Origin of the sequence: Nonomuraea sp. KM88, from assembly GCF_052245635.1 — a bacterium.
Taxonomy (GTDB): Bacteria; Actinomycetota; Actinomycetes; order Streptosporangiales; family Streptosporangiaceae; genus Nonomuraea.
Map to the genome: position 1 here is coordinate 89,106 of NZ_JBQQCC010000011.1, position 17,582 is coordinate 106,687.

Here is a 17,582-nt window from a genome sequence, read left to right on the forward strand (position 1 = left end):
TCGGTGACAGACCGTGCGAAGATCCTCCTGGTAGATGACCGCGAGGAAAACCTGATCGCCCTCGAGGCCATCCTCAGCTCCCTCGACCTGGTGCCCGTACGCGCCAGGTCCGGCGAGGAGGCTCTCAAGGCGCTGCTCAACACGGAGTTCGCGCTCATCCTGCTCGACGTGCGCATGCCCGGCATGGACGGCTTCGAGACGGCCGCGCACATCAAGCGGCGCGAACGCACCAGGAACATCCCGATCATCTTCCTGACCGTCGTCGACAGCGCCCCCGACTACGCCTTCCGCGGCTACGCGGCGGGCGCGGTCGACTATCTCACCAAACCGTTCGACCCGTGGGTGCTGCGGGCGAAGGTGTCGGTGTTCACCGAGCTGTACAACATGAACAAGCGCCTGGCGGAGCAGGCGTCCATGCTCAGGGATCGCCTGACCGGCGAGCTGCCGCCCGGCGCCGGCGACCACGCGGCGGTGCTGCCCGAGTTGTCGCGGCGGCTCACGGCCGTGGAGGACGAGCTGGCCAGGGTGCGCGAGCTGGCCCGCAAGTCCCAGGACCCCGCGCTGGCCGCGCCGCTGGCCGACCTGACGGACCGGGTGAACAGCCTGCGCGCGGGGTTCGACGCCCTGTCCTGACGCCAGGGCTGCGCGCGCTGACGTCGAGGGGTCATTGGCGGGCGCGTTCGAGCGCGTCCCAGAAGCCGCGGCGCAGGGCGTGGCGCACCTCGTCGTGCAGCAGGAAGTCGATCGGCAGCGACGACCCCTGCAGCAACCGCGCCTCCAGATCGGAGGGCATGCGCGGCTTGCGGGCCAGCACCGCCTCCAGCCAGAGCGCGGGCGCGTCCCGCGCGACCGACTCGCCGAAGTCGTGCCCTTCCCGGTGCGCGGCCTTGACCGCGTCGGACAGCGTGGTGGCGCCGGCCGTCGAGGCCGACGGCGTGACCGGCGCGGGCTGCGGACCGGTGTAGGGGCCGTGCTGCGACTGCTGGTAGCCGCCGGTCGGCGAGGAGAACTGGCCGGTGCTGGGCTGCTGCGGCTGCGCGGGCGCCGAGGGCGGCGGCGTAGCCGGCTGCTGCTGTTGCGGTTGGGGCTCGGGCTGGTAGTTGTACGTGGGCAGCACCGGAGGCGGGGACGACTGGCCCTGCCCCGACGGCGAGGGCCCGTTGGACGACGGCTGGCCCGGCGCGGTGGAACCGCCGGCGGCGTGGCTGCCGGAGTGGCTCCCGGTGGCATGGCTCCCCGATGCGTGACTGCCCGCCGCATGCCCACCCGTGGCGTGACCGCCTGAGCCATGACCGCCTGAGCCATGACCGCCCGAGGCATGACCGCTTGAGGTGTGCCCGCCCGAGGCATGACCGCTTGAGGTGTGCCCGCTTGAGGCGTGGCTGCCGGACGGCGGGGCCTGCGGCAACGAGGGCAGCGACGGCGTGGAGCTCTGCCCGGGAGGCAGCGAGTGGGTGGCCTGCCCGTTGCTGATCGGCTGGTGGTGCCCGTTGGCCGCCTCGGCGGCGCCGCTGACCAGGCTGACGTACTGCCGCAGGTGGACGGCGCCCAGCTCGACCAGGTCGTCGCACTCCTGCCGCAGCGAGCGCGACACGGCCCAGCTGCCTTCGACCGCGATGTGGATGACGCTCACCCTGATGCCGAGATCCTGGGCGTCGCACACGACCTGCGTGAGGTCCTCGTCGCCGCTCAGGACCACGGCGTCGCAGATGGCGTTGTTACGGGCGAGGGTCATGAGATCGCGATGCACCTGGGCGTCCACGCCCTCGCGCCGGCCCGGCCGGATGCGGGACAGCCTGAGCTTGAGACCCGGTATGTCGGCCAGCGCGTCGTGCTCCGCTGTGCGGCGGCCTTCGACGGTCGCTTCGTACCAGTAGCACCGCAGCAGCGGCAGGCCTGTGCGCTCGCGTGACAGGCCGGTCATCAGCTGGAGCAGACCCGGATAATCCCAGGAAACCGCTTCACGATGACGCGTGCCGTGCACGGCCATCGCGCCATCAGCCAGCAGATAGCCGGCGTCCACGAACAGCGCACAGCGATCCACTGACACCGCCCCTTTCCTGGTGGTCCGACCTTGCTGGCTCTGCACCGTCAGAGACCGGACTCGGCGGCCCTCTCTCAGGGTAATGAAAGCAGGTGATCGTGCGAGGGTTAATCCTGACGATTCGCCCCTCAGCCGCCATCGCGCCGGACCACTCAGGCCGACGGTACCATTTTGTCCTGATTATGGTCACGACCGTGCTCGCACGCTTATGGCCGCGGCCCCGAAGAGTACGGCGTCCTTGCCCGTCGCGATCGTCAGCCAGGGATCCGTTCCGAGCCGGGCGCTGACCGTGTCGACGTCGACGCCGAACGTCATCCCCGACACCCCACCCGACGACCCGTCGAAGACGTTCGCGAGATCGCGGTCGCCGCCCGCCGGCCGCAGCGCGCCGGACCCGAGCGAGACCTTGTCGCCCTTCAGATCGGCGTCGCCCTCCCACGTCACCAGCGCGGCCCTCGCGGGGGTGGCGGCGGGGTGCAGCCCACCCAGCGGAAGGCGCACCCGGCGGGCGGGCCCGCCGACCACGGTGGCCGCGTCGAGCACCATGGCCTGGCTGTACGGCTGCGCCGGATCGGTCACGACCAGCACGAGGCTCCAGCCCGCGTGGCGCGAGGCCCCCTCCTCCATGGGAGCGTCGGCCGCCCACCACACGCCGGTCCCGCGTGCGCCCGCCGCCAGCCCCGTGACGTCGGCGAACGCGTGGTAGGCCGGGCCCTGGGGCAGCTCGCGCACCGCCACGTGGCTGGGCCGGATCGTCGCGTATTTGCGCCGCCCAGGGGGCCTGAACTTGATGGGCCCGGTGCTCGCGCCACCGGCCGACCAGTAGAGCCCGGCCCACACGACCCTGCCGCCCTTCGGCAACGACAGCCTCGCCCCGCTGGAGGCGCCGGTGCCGAGGGTGTCGTCCCGGTCCACGGCGACCATCGGCCAGAGGTCGTTGTCGCGCCTGCCGCCCTCGCGACCCCGGGCCTGCTCGCAGCCGGGGCTCTCCTCGGGGCAGCTCAGCAGCGCGTTGCCCGCCGCCCTGACCGTCACCCTCCCGTCGGCGGCGAACCTAACCGGCGCGCCCGTCGCGCGCACTCCCTTGCCGGCCCGCGCCCTGACCTGCAGCGGGCCCGCGGCGACCCGCGCGGCGGGGCCCGTGCTCCGCGGAGCCCGTCGGGCCACCGTCACCCGCAGGAAGACGGCCGTCGCCCGCCCCGCCGCCAGCGGCTTCCTGGCGCAGCGGGCGCCGCCCACCGAGGAACGGCATTCCCAGCCGTCCGCGGGCCCCACGGCGGATGGAAGCCCGCGGCGCGCGGGCGGCATGAGCGTCACGCCCGGCGGCAGGGTCACGTACGCCGTCAGCTTCTCGCTCGGCCGCCCCCCGTAGTTGCGCAGCCGCAGGCCGACGATGCCGGGCTGGGCACGTACGAGTGCGCCGAGCACGTCGATGGTGGCGCGCAGCCGCGCCTGGCCCGCCGGCTCCCGCTCCGCGGGGGGTGGCGGCACCCGTTCCGGCTCCCCGCCCCGCGGCGGCGCCTGATCGGGGTTCTCCTGCGGCGGCATCCGCTCGGGGTCGCCGCCGTGCGGCGGCACGCGCACCGCGTGGACGGGCTCCGACGGCTGGGCGGCCACCGTCGCGGTCGCCGGTGTGCCGTCGGGCGCCCTGCCGGCGGTCTGCCACAACGACGCCGCCGCGGCCACCGTGAGGGCCACGCCGGCGACCAGCATGACGGGCTGCCGCCGGCGTGCCCGCAAGAGCCGCCGGACTCCCAGGGGCGGCCCGCTCTCGGCCGCGTCCGGCCTGGCCAGCGCCGCCGCGTACCCGCCGAACATGGGCCCCGCGATCAACGGCCCCACCAGCACCCGCAGCCCGCGGTTGACGTCGGTGAGCTCCAGGATCACCCCGTGGCACTCCTCGCAGCCGTCCACGTGCCGCTCGACGGCTCTCGCCTCCCGCCTGGCCAGCCCGCCCCTGACGTAGGCGCCCATCTTGCCGAGCACGGGTCGGCAGTCGTGCGGCGGCGCGGCGCCGAGGTGAATCTGCAGGTACGCGCGCCGCAGCCCTTCCGTGGCCCGGTACGCCAGCGCGGCCACGCCGTTGGCCGACAACCCGAGCAGCGGAGCCACCGCGGCGGGCTTGCACCTCTCCACCTGCGTGAGCCAGAGCACCGCCCGCCAGCGTTCGGGCAGCGACAGGTACGCCCTGGCGATCAGGGACCGTTCCAGCCCGGCGAGCGCGGGATCGACGAACGGCGCCGCCGGGTCGTACTCCTCGACCTCCCCCGCCTGGCGACCCGCCAGCTTGGAACGGTCGTGGACCGTGCGCCGCACCACGGTCAGCAGGTAGGTGCGGAAGCCGGACTCCGGCCCGCCGCCCCTGCCCACGAGATCGAGGATCTTGGTGAACGCCTCGGTGACGACGTCCTCGGCCTCGGCGCGGCGTACGAGCTGCCTGGCCATGGCACGGGCCGCGGCCACGTGCCGCTCGTAGAGCCGCCCGTAGGCGGTGGCATCGCCCTGTCGGGCGGCCTGTAGCAGGCTTGCATCGCTTTGCGGCAATTCGACACCCATGATCGGCTCCACGATTACGAAGGGTTGCCCCGCGCATACATTCCGCATTACCTGTCACGGCTAAACCGGGTGCGCGGAGGCGATCACGGGCGGGCCATAAGCTTGGGCGCATGACGGATCGCGACAACCTGCTGGCCGAGATCAAGAGCAAGGCCATCGTCCACGGCAAGGTCACGCTCTCCTCGGGCAAGGAGGCCGACTTCTACCTCGATCTGCGGCGCATCACGCTCGACGGGGTGGCCGCGCCGCTCGTCGGCAGGGTGATGCTGGACCTGACCGCCGACCTGGAATACGACGCGGTGGGCGGCCTCACGCTGGGGGCCGACCCGGTGGCGGGCGCGATGATGCACGCGGCGGCGGCGCGCGGCCGCACGCTCGACGCGTTCGTGGTGCGCAAGGCGCAGAAGGCGCACGGCATGCAGCGCAGGATCGAGGGGCCCGAGGTGAAGGGGCGGCGCGTGCTGGCCGTCGAGGACACCTCGACGACGGGCGCCTCGCCGCTGACGGCCGTGGAGGCGCTGCGGGAGGCCGGGGCCGAGGTGGTGGCGGTGGCGACGATCGTCGACAGGGGCGCCACGGAGCGCGTCACCAGTGAGGGCCTCGACTACCGCACCGCTTACACGCTCGGCGACCTGGGGCTCTAGCCGGGCTCCCCGACGGTGAACGCCTCTCTCTCGCCGCTCTCGCCATGCTCGCGCGGCTTGCCGTTCTCGGTGACCCGCACCGTGCCCGCGTCGCTGAGCACCACGTCGAGTTCGGGCTCGAAGTAGTTGAGCTCCTCGCCCCTGGTCATCTCGTGGTGGTGGAGCACGTCACCGCCCGGCACGCGTACGGTGACCACGGGGCAGGTCTCCGCCAGGCACTCGATGCGCACGGTCGGCACCCGCGCGGTGGCGTCGGAGGCCGGGGCGGTGGCGAGGCCGGTGGCCGGAGCGGAGGCGCGCTCGCGTTCAGGGACCTGCCCGCCGGGCGACACGAGCAGCGCGCGACCGCCGATGACCAGCAGTGTCACCACGGCTCCCGCCGCCAGGACGGTGAGGGCTAATCGGGCCATGCCCATCGGATCTGACCTGTGGCGTCCCACAGGGGGAGCGTACAGCGGATGATCCCGCCGTCGCGGCTAGTGCCGGCCGTTGGTCACCCGGTGCCTGCCGCCGGGGACGGCGGCGACCTTGTCACCCCTGCGCTTCTTGATCACCTCGACGATGATGGGGATGATCGAGATGAACACGATGAGGAAGACGCCGGGCAGGATGTACTTGTCGATCTGCTTGGGATCGACCTCTCTGCCGAGGGCGTTGCCGAGCAGGATGAGCCCCTCGGTCCAGACGATGCCGCCGATGACGTTCCAGACGAGGAAACGTTTGGCCGGCATCTCCAGCACGCCCGCCACCGGGTTCATGAACGTGCGGACGATCGGCACGAATCTCGCCAACACCACCGCCTTCGCGGGGCCGAACTTCTCGAAGAACTCCTCGGCCCGCAGCACGTGCTCGCGCTTGAACAACCGTGAATCCGGCTTGTCGAACATTCTCCGGCCGAACCTGGCCCCCAGGTAATGCCCGAGCTGGGCGCCCGCGATCGCGCACAGCGGCGTGCCGACCAGCAGCACGGGCAGCGAAAGCGGGGTGATGCCCATTCCCTGGGCCACCGCCGCCGAGCTGAAAATTCCCGCCGCCACCAGCAGCGAGTCGCCGGGCAGGAAGAACCCGAGCAGCAAACCGGTTTCGGCGAAGATGATCGCCAGAACGCCGACCGTGGCGAAAGCGCCGAGAATCGTCAGCCACCACGTCGGGTCCAGGAGGTTCCAAAGCCAGTCCACCAGGAGAGCCTACCTGTACTGGAGAGGCGCCAGATGACCAATGAGGTCGCGTTGTCTCTACCACGCGGGGTAGGGAGCCGGGATACTGGGCTCGCGCGAAGCCGTTTACTTCTCAGGGAGATGAATCATGCCTATAGCGACTCCAGAGGTCTACGCTGAGATGCTCGACCGGGCGAAGGCCGGCGGATTCGCCTACCCGGCGATCAACGTGACCTCATCGCAGACGCTGAACGCCGCCCTGCGGGGCTTCGCCGAAGCCGAGAGCGACGGCATCGTGCAGGTCTCCACCGGCGGCGCCGACTTCCTGTCCGGCACCACGGTGAAGGACATGGTCACGGGCGCGACGGCGCTGGCCGAATACGCCAGGGTGGTGGCCGCCAACTATCCGGTCACGGTGGCGTTGCACACCGACCACTGCCCGAAGGACAAGCTCGACGGCTTCATGCGGCCGCTGATCGACATCTCACTGGAGCGGGTGGCCAAGGGGCTCGACCCGCTGTTCCAGTCGCACATGTGGGACGGCTCCGCCGTACCCCTCGAGGAGAACCTCGACATCGCCAAGGAGCTCCTGGACAAGTGCGCCAGGGCGCGGATCATCATGGAGATGGAGATCGGCGTCGTCGGCGGCGAGGAGGACGGCGTCGTCGGCGAGATCAACGAGAAGCTCTACACGACCGCCGGCGACGCGCTGGCCACCGCCGAGGCCGTGGGCATCGGCGACAGGGGCCGCTACATGCTGGCCGCCACGTTCGGCAACGTGCACGGCGTCTACAAGCCCGGCCACGTCAAGCTGCGCCCGAGCGTGCTGAAGGAGATCCAGGACGCGGTCGGCGCGAAGTTCGGCAAGGACAAGCCGTTCGACCTGGTCTTCCACGGCGGCTCCGGCTCGCTGCTCGAGGAGATCCACGAGGCCATCTCGTACGGCGTGGTGAAGATGAACGTCGACACCGACACGCAGTACGCCTTCACCAGGCCGATCGCGGACCACATGTTCCGCAACTATGACGGGGTGCTCAAGGTCGACGGCGACGTGGGCAACAAGAAGACCTACGACCCGCGCTCCTACGGCAAGGCCGCCGAGGCCGGGATGGCCGCGCGCGTCGCGGAGGCGTGCCAGAGCCTGAAGAGCGCTGGGACAAAGATCTCCTAGCCACTTCGGCGGCCCGGCGGGTATGACTTGTCGTATGGATAACCTTCTCGCCGGGCCGCCCCCGACGCACCTGCCGGACCTGCCCGAGGCCAGGGAGGCGCTCGAATCCGGGGCCAAGGCCTCCGACGTGGCCGCCCGCTTCCCCGCGTTCCCCGCGGCCTGGGCTTCGCTCGCGGAAGAGGCCTTCGCCCAGGGGCACGCCGTCACCTCGTACGCCTTCGCCCGCACGGGCTACCACCGCGGGCTCGACCAGTTGCGCCGTAACGGCTGGAAGGGTCACGGGCCCGTTCCCTGGGAGCACGAGCCCAACCGCGGCTTCCTGCGCTGCCTCTACGCGCTGTCCAGGGCCGCCCAGGCCATCGGCGAGAAGGACGAAGCCGAGCGGTGCCTGCAGTTCCTCAAGGACAGCACGGAAACGGGTTACGACGCGCTGACCCAGAGCTAGCCCTTGGGACGAATAACCACGTTCGGGTAGTCTCTCCACGCAAGAGCCCCTGTCGCGCTTGCGCCAGGGGTTTCGTTTTGTGCTCGGGAGACTGAACCATGCCGGCTGCCGTACTCGTTGGTGCCCAGTGGGGCGATGAGGGCAAGGGCAAGGCCACCGATCTGCTCGGTGGCGACGTCGACTACGTCGTCCGCTATCAGGGTGGCAACAACGCGGGTCACACCGTGGTCATCGGAGACCAGAAATACGCGCTGCACCTGCTACCGACGGGGATCCTGTCGCCTGAGGTGGTGCCGGTCATCGGCAACGGCGTGGTCATCGATCCCGGCGTGCTGCTGGGCGAGATCGACGGGCTGGCCGCGCGGGGCATCTCCGCGGAGCGGTTGCTCATCTCGTCCAACGCGCACCTGATCATGCCGCACCACAAGGCGCTCGACAAGGTCACCGAGCGCTACCTCGGCAAGGCCAGGATCGGCACCACGGGGCGCGGCATCGGGCCCGCGTACGGCGACAAGGTCGCCCGCATGGGGGTGCGCGTCCAGGACCTGCTCGACCCCGGCATCCTGGCGAAGAAGATCGAGGTCGCCCTGACCGAGAAGAACCAGGTGCTGACCAAGGTCTACAACCGGCGCGGGATCGACCCGGCGGCGGTCGTGGAGGAATATCTCTCCTTCGCGGAGCGCCTCAAGTCGCACATCGCCGACACCTCGCTGGTGCTGTCCAAGGCACTGGACGACGACAAGTTCGTGCTGCTGGAGGGCGGGCAGGGCACGCTGCTCGACCTCGACCACGGCACCTACCCGTTCGTCACGTCGTCGTCGCCCACCTCGGGGGGCGCGTGCGCCGGGGCCGGCATCCCGCCCAACCGCCTCACGAAGATCATCGGGATCCTCAAGGCGTACACCACCCGCGTCGGCTCCGGGCCGTTCCCGACGGAGCTCACGGACGACATGGGCGAGTGGCTGCGCCAGACCGGCGGCGAGTTCGGCGTCACGACCGGCCGCGACCGCCGCTGCGGCTGGTTCGACGCGGTGATCGCCCGGTACGCCACCCGCATCAACGGCGTCACCGACTACTTCCTCACCAAGCTGGACGTCCTGTCCGGGCTGGAGCGCGTCCCGGTGTGCGTCGCGTACGACGTGGACGGGGTGCGCCACGACGAGATCCCCATGACGCAGACCGACTTCCACCACGCCAAGCCGATCTACGAGGAGTTCCCCGGCTGGCAGGAGGACATCACGGGGGCCAAGGTCTTCGAGGACCTGCCGCCGAACGCCCAGGCGTACGTCAGGGCGCTGGAGGAGATGAGCGGCGCCCCGATCTCCGCCATCGGCGTCGGCCCCGGCCGCGACCAGACGGTCGTGGTCCGGCCGCTCGTCTAGCCGTTTCTGCGGGGGTGGGTCACGCCCCCCGCAGGTCCCGGGAAGCCGTGCCCCATGACGGCGGTTCAGGGGCCGGTGAGGACCACGGCGGTCATCGGGGTGTGCAGGGTCCAGCCGAGCGTTTCGTACAGGGCCCTGCCGTCTGCCGTGGCCACCAGGATGCCCTGCCGCGCGCCCGCCGAGGCGGCGGCGGAGGCGAGCGTGCGCATGATGACGGTGCCGAGGCCGCGGCGGCGGTGGCGGGTGGCCGTCTCCACCTGGTCAACGACGGCCGTCCTGCCCGCCGGCGCGAACTGGCCCCTGGCCGCGACCTCGCCGGCGCTCGTGAGCAGGCGGGCCACCGTGACGCCCGCCCTGGTCGTGACGGCCGCCGTGTAGCCCGCCGGGGCCGAGGGCCGGGCCGTGCGGGGCAGGCGGGTCGTGGTCATCATGAACTCCGGCTCCTGGATGCGCCAGGAGGGCGGGAGGTGCGGGACGACGGCCTCGGCGGGCGCGCAGAGTTTGAGCCAGGTGCCGGGGGTCGTGATCCTGCTGGTCAGCTGGTGGAGGATGTCGGGGGTGGGTGCGGCCACGATGTGGCGGGCCACGTGTCCGGGGAGGCCGACGTCGACTCTCCACCCCCACGGTTGGGGTACGGGCCGTGGGGCTCTGCGGGAGATCACCCATCCGTCCACCCATGCCCCGACCGTTGCGGAATGGACCTTTTTGAGAACCTCCGTCATGCAATCCAGCCTATTGTCTGAGGTCTAGTCATCGACCGGGCGTAGCAGGATAAAAAGGACACGGCGTGGCACTGTCTAGTCGCCCCTCCAGCCAGGTAGGGTCCGGGTTGTGCGCGTTGAGATTCATGGTCACCGGGGTGCTCGCGGCCTCTGGCCGGAAAACACCCTGCCGGGGATGAGCCGCACGATGGAGCTGGGCGTGCACGCGCTCGAGCTCGACGTCGCGCTCACCGCCGATCGGCGCCTCGTGCTCACGCACGACCTCACGGTCTCCGCCGTGACCAGCGCCGACAGGCGTCCCATCCGCGCCGGCGACCCGCTCTTCCCCTATGTCGGCCGGCCGATCAACGCGCTCACCCTCGCGCAGCTGCGCACGCTCGACGTGGGCGTGCGGCTGCCGCGCCATCCCGACGACCCCTTCGCGCTGACCCAGGTGCCGATGCCCGAGACCCGGATGCCGACGCTCGGCGCGGTGCTGGGCCTGGTGAACGCCTACGACGCCGAGAGCGTACGCCTGCACGTCGAGCTGAAGTCCGACCCGACCAGGCCCGAGCTGACGCCCGACCCCGAGGCCTTCACCGAGCTCGTCGTGGAGGAGCTCGACCGGCACGGACGGCTGGACAACGTCGCCGTCCTCAGCTTCGACTGGCGGATCATCCGCCACGCCGCCCGGCTCGCCCCGGGCACGCGCAGGTTCGCGCTGATCGAGCCCGACACCCTGCACTGGCACGACGACCTGGGCGACGACATGCCGGCCACCGCGCGCGAGGCCGGTGCGACCACGCTCTCGCCCAAGCACCCCATGGTCGACGAGGCCCTGATGGCGCAGGTGGGGGCGGCCGGTCTCGACGTGGCGGTGTGGACGGTCAACGACACCGAGCTGGCGGGCCGGATGCTGGATCTGGGAGTGGCCGGGATCGTGACCGACTATCCCGACCGGATGCGGGAGTTGTGGCGCGAGCGCGGCCTGGAGCTGCCCGAGCCGGTGGGCCCGCTCAAGCCGGTCGGCGTCTAGAGGGCCGGAGCAGGCCGGTGCCTAGAGCCAGCCGTTGCGGCGGAAGCCGCGATGGAGCAGCACGCAGGCCGTGATCATGACGCCCAGCACCGCCGGATAGCCCCAGACCTGCTCGGTCTCCGGCATGAAGTCGAAGTTCATGCCGTAGATGCCGGCGATCATGGTGGGCACCGCGAGGATGGCCACCCACGAGGAGATCTTGCGCATGTCCTCGTTGGCCAGCGCGTTGGAGCGGGCGAGCGCGGCCTGGAGGATGGAGCTGCACAGCTCGTTGGACGACTCCACCTGCTCGCACACCCGCGACAGGTGGTCGCCGACGTCGCGGAAGTATTCGCGCATCTCCGACGGGACGACGCGGCGCTGGGGCAGCGCCGACAGCGGCGCCTGCAGCGGGGTGACGGCCCGCTTCATCTCCAGCATCTCGCGCTTGAGCTGGTAGATCCGGTTGATGTCACGGGAGCTGACGTCGGCGAACACGGTCGCCTCGACCTCCTCCAGCTCAAGCTGCATGAGGTCGGACACCTGGAGATACTGGTCGACCACGTGGTCGGCGATGGCGTGCAGGACGCCGGCCGGGCCGCGGCTCATCAGCGTGGGCTTGTCCTCGAGGCGCTCGCGGACCGCGGTGAGCGGGCAGTGCTCGCCGTGCCGCACGGTGACCACGAAGTCGGCGCCGAGGAACACCATGATCTCGCCGGTGGCGATGATCTCGCTGGTGCCCTGCGCCCGGACGGGGTCGAGGTAGGCGATGGTCTTGAGCACCATGAACAACGAGTCGCCGTACCGCTCGATCTTGGGGCGCTGGTGGGCCTTGACCGCGTCCTCGACGGAGAGCGGGTGCAGGTCGAACACCTCGGCCAGCCACTCCACCTCGGGCGCGCCGGGCTCGTGCAGCCCGACCCAGACGAACGCGTTGGCGCCTTCGGCGCTCTTGTTGTGCTCGCGTACGAGGTCGAGTGCTTCGACGATGGCCGGGGCCGCGACCTTCTCGCCGTGGACGTAGGCGCCGAACTCGACGACCGAGTCAACGGGAGGGACGCGGACGTCGCGCACCGCGCCGCCCGCCGGAGCGGCGTGCTGGCGTGCGACGTGCTGGCGCACAGGGTGACGGTTGATGCGACGGAAAAGAGTGGACGAGCGCATGGCGGGCCCTTTCCGCCCGACCTGGCACGCTCCACGCGCGACGAGAAGTCACCTCAATCAAGAACAAGGGCGTGGAGGCACGATCAGGCTGCCGTATTGGAGTGGTCGGGGGTACGCACGGAGTACGTGAAAAAGCACGTACTGCTGGGATCACCAGGTTTCATCCCGGACCACCTCCAATCACACAGGGACGCCGCAAAGCCGCCTCAACCTATCACAGGCGGGTGAACCAATCTGACAATACTCGCCTGAGAGCACGCGTCTCTGGTAGAACTCACCGAAGATTGTCGCCTGTTCCGGCACGTGTCGGGCGCGGCGGACCTGTGGGTGCGCATGGCGGCGGGCCTGCGACAATGAGCGGGTGCGCGTTCTAGTCATTGGTTCCGGTGGGCGTGAGCACGCCCTGTGCCGTTCCCTCAAGCTCGATCCCCAGGTCAGCGAGCTCCACTGCGCTCCGGGCAATCCGGGCATCGAGCAGGTCGCGACCGTCCACGCGGTCGATCCGCTCGACCCGGGCCAGGTGGCCGGCCTGGCGACGCGGCTGCGGGTCGATCTCGTCGTCGTTGGGCCCGAGGCGCCGCTCGTGGCGGGGGTGTCCGACGCGGTGCGCGAGGCCGGCATCGCCTGCTTCGGGCCGTCCAGCCAGGCGGCCATGATCGAGGGCAGCAAGGCGTTCGCCAAGGAGATCATGCAGGCCGCCGACGTGCCCACCGCACGGTCGCGGACCTGTGACAGCGAGGAGCAGGCCGCGGCGGCGCTCGACGAGTTCGGCCCTCCCTACGTGGTCAAGGACGACGGGCTGGCGGCGGGCAAGGGCGTCGTCGTCACCGATGACAGGCGGGCGGCGCTCGACCACGCGCGGTCGTGCGGGCGAGTGGTGATCGAGGAGTTCCTCGACGGGCCCGAGGTGTCGCTGTTCGCGCTGTGCGACGGCAGCACCGCCGTCCCGCTCCAGCTCGCCCAGGACTTCAAGCGCGCCCACGACGGCGACCAGGGCCCCAACACCGGCGGCATGGGCGCCTACACGCCGCTGCCGTGGGCGCCCGACGGGCTCACCGACCAGGTCATGCGGGAGGTCGTGCACCCGACGATCGCGGAGCTGGCGCGGCGCGGGCTGCCCTACCAAGGGGTGCTCTACGTCGGGCTGGCCCTGACCACGAAGGGCCCGAAGGTGGTCGAGTTCAACGCGCGCTTCGGCGACCCCGAGACGCAGGTGCTGCTCGACCGGCTGGAGACGCCGCTGGGCGGGCTGCTGATGGCGAGCGCGACCGGTGAGCTGGGGCTCGACCCGGTGTTCAAGGGCGGCTCCGCCGTCACGGTGGTGATCGCCGCCGAGAACTACCCCGACACCCCGGTCAAGGGCGACGTGATCACGGGGATCGAACCGTCCGACGACGCCTACGTGATCCACGCCGGCACCAGGCGCGAGGGCGACACGATCGTCTCCAACGGCGGGCGGGTGCTCAGCGTGGTGGGCCACGGCCCCGACCAGGAGAGCGCGCGGCGCAACGCCTACGACCTCGCCGCGCGGATCACGCTGCGCGGCTCCCACTACAGGACGGACATCGCCCCATGAAGCACGTGCACTCCGGCAAGGTGCGCGATCTCTACGAGACGGACGACGGCCTGCTGCTGATGGTCGCCTCCGACCGGGTCTCGGCCTTCGACCACGTGCTGGAGCCCGGCATCCCCGACAAGGGCGCGATCCTCACGCAGATGTCGTTGTGGTGGTTCGACCAGCTCAAGGACGTCGTGCCCAACCACATCGTGGCCAGGGGCGACGAGCCGCGCAGCGTGGTGTGCAGGCCGTTGACGATGGTCCAGGTCGAGTGCGTGGCCCGGGGCTATCTGACGGGCGGCGGGCTGGCCGAATATCGCGAAAGCGGCACCGTCTCCGGGGTGCGCCTGCCCGAAGGGCTGCAGGACGGGTCGCGCTTGCCTGAGCCGATCTTCACGCCGTCCACCAAGGCGCCGATGGGACAGCACGACGAGCCGATCTCCTACGGCCAGGTGGTGGCGGAGGTCGGCGCGGAGGCGGCGGAGGAGCTGCGCCGCATCACGCTGGCCGTCTACACGGGCGGCGCCGAGATCGCCCGCGAGCGGGGCATCATCGTGGCCGACACCAAGATCGAGCTCGGCTGGGACTCCGACGGTGTGCTCACCCTGGGCGATGAGGTTCTGACGCCCGACTCGTCGCGTTTCTGGCCGGCCGACGCCTGGCGACCAGGCCGTTCGCAACCTTCTTTCGATAAGCAATTTGTACGCGATTGGCTACTATCGCCCGAATCCGGATGGGACAAAGCATCTGGAAACCCCCCACCTCGCCTACCTGACCCCATCGTGGAACGCACACGCGAACGATACCTAGAAGCGTATGAGCGCATCACGGGAGCTCCCTTTAGCGGATGATTCGGCTGGGTCATGTGGTGTTAGCGACTACTGTTGGCCCGATCGAGCCTCACCGCCAGAATTCAAGGAGCCGCACGAAATGGTCCGTTACCGCGTGCGCGGTGGCAACGCACTGCGTGGAACCGCGTTCATCCAGGGCGCGAAGAACGCCGTGCTTCCCATGATCGGTGCGGCTCTGCTGGCCGCGAAGGGCCGCACCGTCCTGCGCAACGTGCCGATCATCGAAGACGTCCGCCGCGCGATCGAGCTCGCCGAGGCGGTCGGCGCGTACGTCGAACTCCACGAGTCCGAGCGCACGCTAGTCATCGACGCCTCCCGGCTGTCCAGCCCGGTGCTGCCCGCGGAGATCGCCCGGCGCTTCCGCGGCTCGGTGCTGTTCACCCCCGCGCTGCTGCACCGGCTCGGCGAGGCCGTCGTCGAGGGCGTCGGCGGCTGCAACCTCGGCAGCCGCAACCTCGACTTCCACTACCTCGGCTACAAGCGGCTGGGCGCGATCGTCGACGAGGGCGAGACCGTCATCCACGTCAAGGCGTCCGGCCTGACCGGGGCGACCCTCTACCTCGACACCCCCTCGCACACCGGCACCGAGAACCTCATCATGGCCGCCTCCCTGGCCAACGGCACCACCGTGATCGAGAACGCCGCGCTCGAGCCCGAGGTGCTCGACGTCATCGACATGCTCACCAAGATGGGCGCGCGCATCAGCGGCGGCGGCACCGGCTTCATCACCGTCGAGGGCGTCGACGAGCTCCACGCCGTCGAGCACACGGTCATGCCCGACCGGCTCGACGCGGGCGTGTTCGCGATGGCCGCGGCGATCACCGGGGGCGAGCTGAGCCTCGTGGGCACCGGCCTCGACCTGGGCGTGGTGCGCTACAAACTGGAGCAGATGGGCGTCGAGTTCGCCCGGCAGGGCGCGGTGCTGCACGTGCGCTGCGAGGGCCCGCTGCGGCCGATCAACATCATCACCGACACCTATCCCGGGTTCGCGACCGACCTGCAGTCGCCGATGATGGCCGTCGCGGCGCTCGCCGACGGCACCAGCTACATCCACGAGCGCATCTTCGACGGCCGCTTCGCGCTGGCCGGCGAGCTCAACAAGATGGGCGCCGGCGTCGAGGTCGACGGCAGCAGGGCCATCGTGCGCGGCCGCACACCCCTGACCGGCGCCGAGGTGACGGCCCACGATCTGCGTTCCGGGATCGCCCTCGTGCTCGCCGGACTCGCCGCTGAAGGCGAGACCGTGATCGGCTCCGGCTACCTGATCGACCGCGGCCACGCGCATCTCGCCGCCCGAATGCGCGCGCTCGGCGCGGACATTACACGAGAGATTTCCACGCACTAACAAACGCGAGAAAAACCTCGTTGAGCTGCTAGGACATCTTGTCGGGCGGTCAACCTGAACGGCTTTCCGGAAAAGTCGGGCGTGACATTACGGCCCCCGCGAGCGATCGTTCCAAAAGAGAGCACTGCAACGGACAGCAGGATGGGACGAACATTGGTCGAGAGGGCCGAAGAAACTCCCCGAGTGTCACGCCCGGGCGCCATGACACCGGACCTCACCATCGGCGTGGTCGGACCCCACGACCTTGTCGAGCGAGTCATGCTGATGGGTCACGCCGCGGCACCGCTGCCATGTCGACTGGTGGCGGCCGCCTACCGCGACGAGCAGGAGGCACCCGACAAGGTGACGAGGCTCGGGCCCGGTGTCGACGCATGCTTGTTCGCCAGCCCGGTCCCCTACGACCTGGCCAGGCGATCCGGCGTGCTGACGATGCCCGCGACCTACGTGCAACTCGGCGGAGCAGCATTGGTGGCGGCGCTGGCCAAGGCCGCGATCGACACCCGGATGGACCCCAAACGGGTCAGCATCGACGTGGTCAGCCGGGCTGACGTCGAGGAGGCGTACACCGACCTCGGCATCCCCGCCACGGACGTGCACAGCCGCGACGAGCCGGGAGCCACCGGCACGATCGCGGCCTACCACGAACGCCTGGCCAGGCAGGGCGCGACCACGGGAGCGCTGACGTGCCTGCCCTCGGTGGCCGAACGCCTGCACACGGCGGGCGTACCGGTCATCAGGATCAGGCCGACCTCCGCCGCGGTCCGCACGGCGCTGCACACCGCGGCGCTGCTCGGGGCGCATCACCGGCTGGAGGAGTCGCAGCTGACCGTGGTGCTGGTGGAGGTGCCGACGCTGCGCGAGCCCGTGCGCCGCGCCGCGCCCCGCTACTGGCGCGACGAGCTGCGGCTGTCGCTGCACCGGCTGCTGGTCCAGGAGGCGAACCGCATCAACGCCACCGTCTGGCCCATCGACGATCACAGCTATCTGGTCACGGCGACCAGGGGCTCGATCGCGGCGGCCACCGACGGCTTCCGGGTGTTGCCGTTCGCGGCCAGGATCAGGGACGAGCTGGGGCTGGCGGTCGAGGTCGGCGTGGGCATGGGTCGTACGACCCACGACGCGGAGTCGCACGCGCGGGCGGCGCTGGCCCGCACGCAGGCGGGCAAGCAGGCGCAGGGGTTCGCGGTCGACCGCGAGGGGCGGGCGCTCATCCCGGCCCCGCGGATGCCGCCGACCGGGGCCACCGCACTCAAACCCAAAGGGGTCGAGGTGCTGGCCCGGCTGGCGGCCAAGCTGGAAGGCGGCGACACGGTCGTGGACGCCGAAGGGGCAGGCAAGATGCTGGGGGTGACACCCCGTACGGCTCGGCGGTTGCTGCGCACGTTGGTTGACGAGGGACTCGCGTGGCCGCTACCGCCCAACCGCACCCCCCAGCCCGGCCGGCCCCGGCAGCTGTACCGGCTGATCGTGGAGAAGCTCGGGCCGCGCTGATCCGTCAGGGCTGATCCGGGCCGATCCTCCACCGGGCTGAACCCCGGAGGGCTGATCC

The 17,582-nt window shown here is 70.6% G+C and carries 16 protein-coding genes; 10 read left to right on the forward strand and 6 right to left on the reverse strand.

The window, feature by feature from the left end; genetic code table 11:
• Positions 1–3 precede the first annotated feature (3 nt).
• The gene (locus tag ACTWPV_RS29435) at positions 4–633 is read left to right on the forward strand and encodes a response regulator (RefSeq protein WP_347646098.1); all 630 of its coding nucleotides are present in this window, start codon (positions 4–6) and stop codon (positions 631–633) included.
• 31 nt (positions 634–664) lie between these two features.
• Here ACTWPV_RS29435 and ACTWPV_RS29440 read toward each other — a convergent pair whose 3' ends face one another.
• Together ACTWPV_RS29440 and ACTWPV_RS29445 are read right to left on the reverse strand one after the other, a co-directional pair.
• A complete protein-coding gene (locus ACTWPV_RS29440; protein WP_443154483.1) occupies positions 665–2,044 on the reverse strand; it encodes an NYN domain-containing protein in 1,380 nt (459 codons plus the stop codon).
• Between the two features lie 186 nt (positions 2,045–2,230).
• Positions 2,231–4,600, reverse strand: coding sequence for a sigma-70 family RNA polymerase sigma factor (locus ACTWPV_RS29445; protein ID WP_443154277.1), 2,370 nt, complete (start codon positions 4,598–4,600; stop codon positions 2,231–2,233).
• Positions 4,601–4,710: 110 nt separating this feature from the next.
• Here ACTWPV_RS29445 and pyrE point away from each other — a divergent pair, with 110 nt between their 5' ends.
• Entirely contained in the window at positions 4,711–5,244 is a 534-nt protein-coding gene (pyrE, locus tag ACTWPV_RS29450) for an orotate phosphoribosyltransferase (RefSeq protein ID WP_347646095.1), read from the forward strand.
• On the opposite strand, the gene ACTWPV_RS29455 is transcribed toward pyrE, so the two are convergent.
• Together ACTWPV_RS29455 and ACTWPV_RS29460 are read right to left on the reverse strand one after the other, a co-directional pair.
• Positions 5,241–5,654 carry a hypothetical protein gene (locus tag ACTWPV_RS29455; protein ID WP_443154278.1) on the reverse strand — a complete coding sequence of 138 codons (414 nt, stop codon included), beginning with the start codon at positions 5,652–5,654 and terminating at the stop codon, positions 5,241–5,243. The genes pyrE and ACTWPV_RS29455 overlap by 4 nt on opposite strands.
• 66 nt (positions 5,655–5,720) lie before the next feature.
• Complete coding sequence (locus tag ACTWPV_RS29460) at positions 5,721–6,422, reverse strand: DedA family protein (RefSeq protein WP_443154279.1); 702 nt, start codon at positions 6,420–6,422, stop codon at positions 5,721–5,723.
• 127 nt (positions 6,423–6,549) lie between these two features.
• Between ACTWPV_RS29460 and fbaA the strand changes: the two genes are divergently transcribed.
• From fbaA to ACTWPV_RS29475, 3 genes are all read left to right on the forward strand, one after another.
• The gene (fbaA, locus tag ACTWPV_RS29465) at positions 6,550–7,572 is read left to right on the forward strand and encodes a class II fructose-bisphosphate aldolase (protein ID WP_443154280.1); all 1,023 of its coding nucleotides are present in this window, start codon (positions 6,550–6,552) and stop codon (positions 7,570–7,572) included.
• Positions 7,573–7,606: 34 nt separating this feature from the next.
• Positions 7,607–8,017 (forward strand): DUF3151 domain-containing protein, encoded by a 411-nt coding sequence (locus ACTWPV_RS29470; RefSeq protein ID WP_347617423.1) that lies wholly within the window; start codon positions 7,607–7,609, stop codon positions 8,015–8,017.
• 98 nt (positions 8,018–8,115) lie between these two features.
• The gene (locus ACTWPV_RS29475) at positions 8,116–9,399 is read left to right on the forward strand and encodes an adenylosuccinate synthase (RefSeq protein WP_443154281.1); all 1,284 of its coding nucleotides are present in this window, start codon (positions 8,116–8,118) and stop codon (positions 9,397–9,399) included.
• A 65-nt stretch (positions 9,400–9,464) separates the two neighbouring features.
• Here ACTWPV_RS29475 and ACTWPV_RS29480 read toward each other — a convergent pair whose 3' ends face one another.
• Positions 9,465–9,986 (reverse strand): GNAT family N-acetyltransferase, encoded by a 522-nt coding sequence (locus tag ACTWPV_RS29480; protein WP_443154282.1) that lies wholly within the window; start codon positions 9,984–9,986, stop codon positions 9,465–9,467.
• A 244-nt stretch (positions 9,987–10,230) separates the two neighbouring features.
• Between ACTWPV_RS29480 and ACTWPV_RS29485 the strand changes: the two genes are divergently transcribed.
• Positions 10,231–11,136 (forward strand): glycerophosphodiester phosphodiesterase family protein, encoded by a 906-nt coding sequence (locus ACTWPV_RS29485; RefSeq protein WP_443154283.1) that lies wholly within the window; start codon positions 10,231–10,233, stop codon positions 11,134–11,136.
• A 21-nt stretch (positions 11,137–11,157) separates the two neighbouring features.
• Here ACTWPV_RS29485 and corA read toward each other — a convergent pair whose 3' ends face one another.
• Entirely contained in the window at positions 11,158–12,237 is a 1,080-nt protein-coding gene (gene corA / locus ACTWPV_RS29490) for a magnesium/cobalt transporter CorA (protein ID WP_443154284.1), read from the reverse strand.
• Positions 12,238–12,640: 403 nt separating this feature from the next.
• Here corA and purD point away from each other — a divergent pair, with 403 nt between their 5' ends.
• The 4 genes from purD (at position 12,641) to ACTWPV_RS29510 (ending at position 17,524) form a co-directional block, all read left to right on the forward strand.
• Positions 12,641–13,855: a phosphoribosylamine--glycine ligase gene (gene purD / locus ACTWPV_RS29495; RefSeq protein ID WP_347646086.1), complete on the forward strand. Its 1,215-nt coding sequence runs from the start codon at positions 12,641–12,643 to the stop codon at positions 13,853–13,855.
• On the forward strand, positions 13,852–14,688 hold the full coding sequence (locus ACTWPV_RS29500) for a phosphoribosylaminoimidazolesuccinocarboxamide synthase (RefSeq protein WP_443154285.1): 837 nt from the start codon (positions 13,852–13,854) through the stop codon (positions 14,686–14,688). Before purD ends, ACTWPV_RS29500 begins: the two co-directional genes overlap by 4 nt.
• 79 nt (positions 14,689–14,767) lie before the next feature.
• Positions 14,768–16,033, forward strand: a complete 1,266-nt coding sequence (murA, locus tag ACTWPV_RS29505) for a UDP-N-acetylglucosamine 1-carboxyvinyltransferase (protein ID WP_347646084.1) — start codon at positions 14,768–14,770, stop codon at positions 16,031–16,033.
• A gap of 201 nt (positions 16,034–16,234) precedes the next feature.
• Positions 16,235–17,524, forward strand: coding sequence for a GTP cyclohydrolase IIa (locus ACTWPV_RS29510; RefSeq protein ID WP_443154484.1), 1,290 nt, complete (start codon positions 16,235–16,237; stop codon positions 17,522–17,524).
• Positions 17,525–17,582: the final 58 nt, after the last annotated feature.

Coding starts and splice junctions, on each gene's coding strand:
- ACTWPV_RS29445 (WP_443154277.1), bottom strand. CDS start 4,600: ATGGGTGTCGAATTGCCGCAAAGCGATGCAAGCCTGCTACAGGCCGCC.
- pyrE (WP_347646095.1), top strand. CDS start 4,711: ATGACGGATCGCGACAACCTGCTGGCCGAGATCAAGAGCAAGGCCATC.
- ACTWPV_RS29455 (WP_443154278.1), bottom strand. CDS start 5,654: ATGGCCCGATTAGCCCTCACCGTCCTGGCGGCGGGAGCCGTGGTGACA.
- fbaA (WP_443154280.1), top strand. CDS start 6,550: ATGCCTATAGCGACTCCAGAGGTCTACGCTGAGATGCTCGACCGGGCG.
- ACTWPV_RS29470 (WP_347617423.1), top strand. CDS start 7,607: ATGGATAACCTTCTCGCCGGGCCGCCCCCGACGCACCTGCCGGACCTG.
- ACTWPV_RS29475 (WP_443154281.1), top strand. CDS start 8,116: ATGCCGGCTGCCGTACTCGTTGGTGCCCAGTGGGGCGATGAGGGCAAG.
- ACTWPV_RS29500 (WP_443154285.1), top strand. CDS start 13,852: ATGAAGCACGTGCACTCCGGCAAGGTGCGCGATCTCTACGAGACGGAC.
- murA (WP_347646084.1), top strand. CDS start 14,768: ATGGTCCGTTACCGCGTGCGCGGTGGCAACGCACTGCGTGGAACCGCG.
- ACTWPV_RS29510 (WP_443154484.1), top strand. CDS start 16,235: ATGACACCGGACCTCACCATCGGCGTGGTCGGACCCCACGACCTTGTC.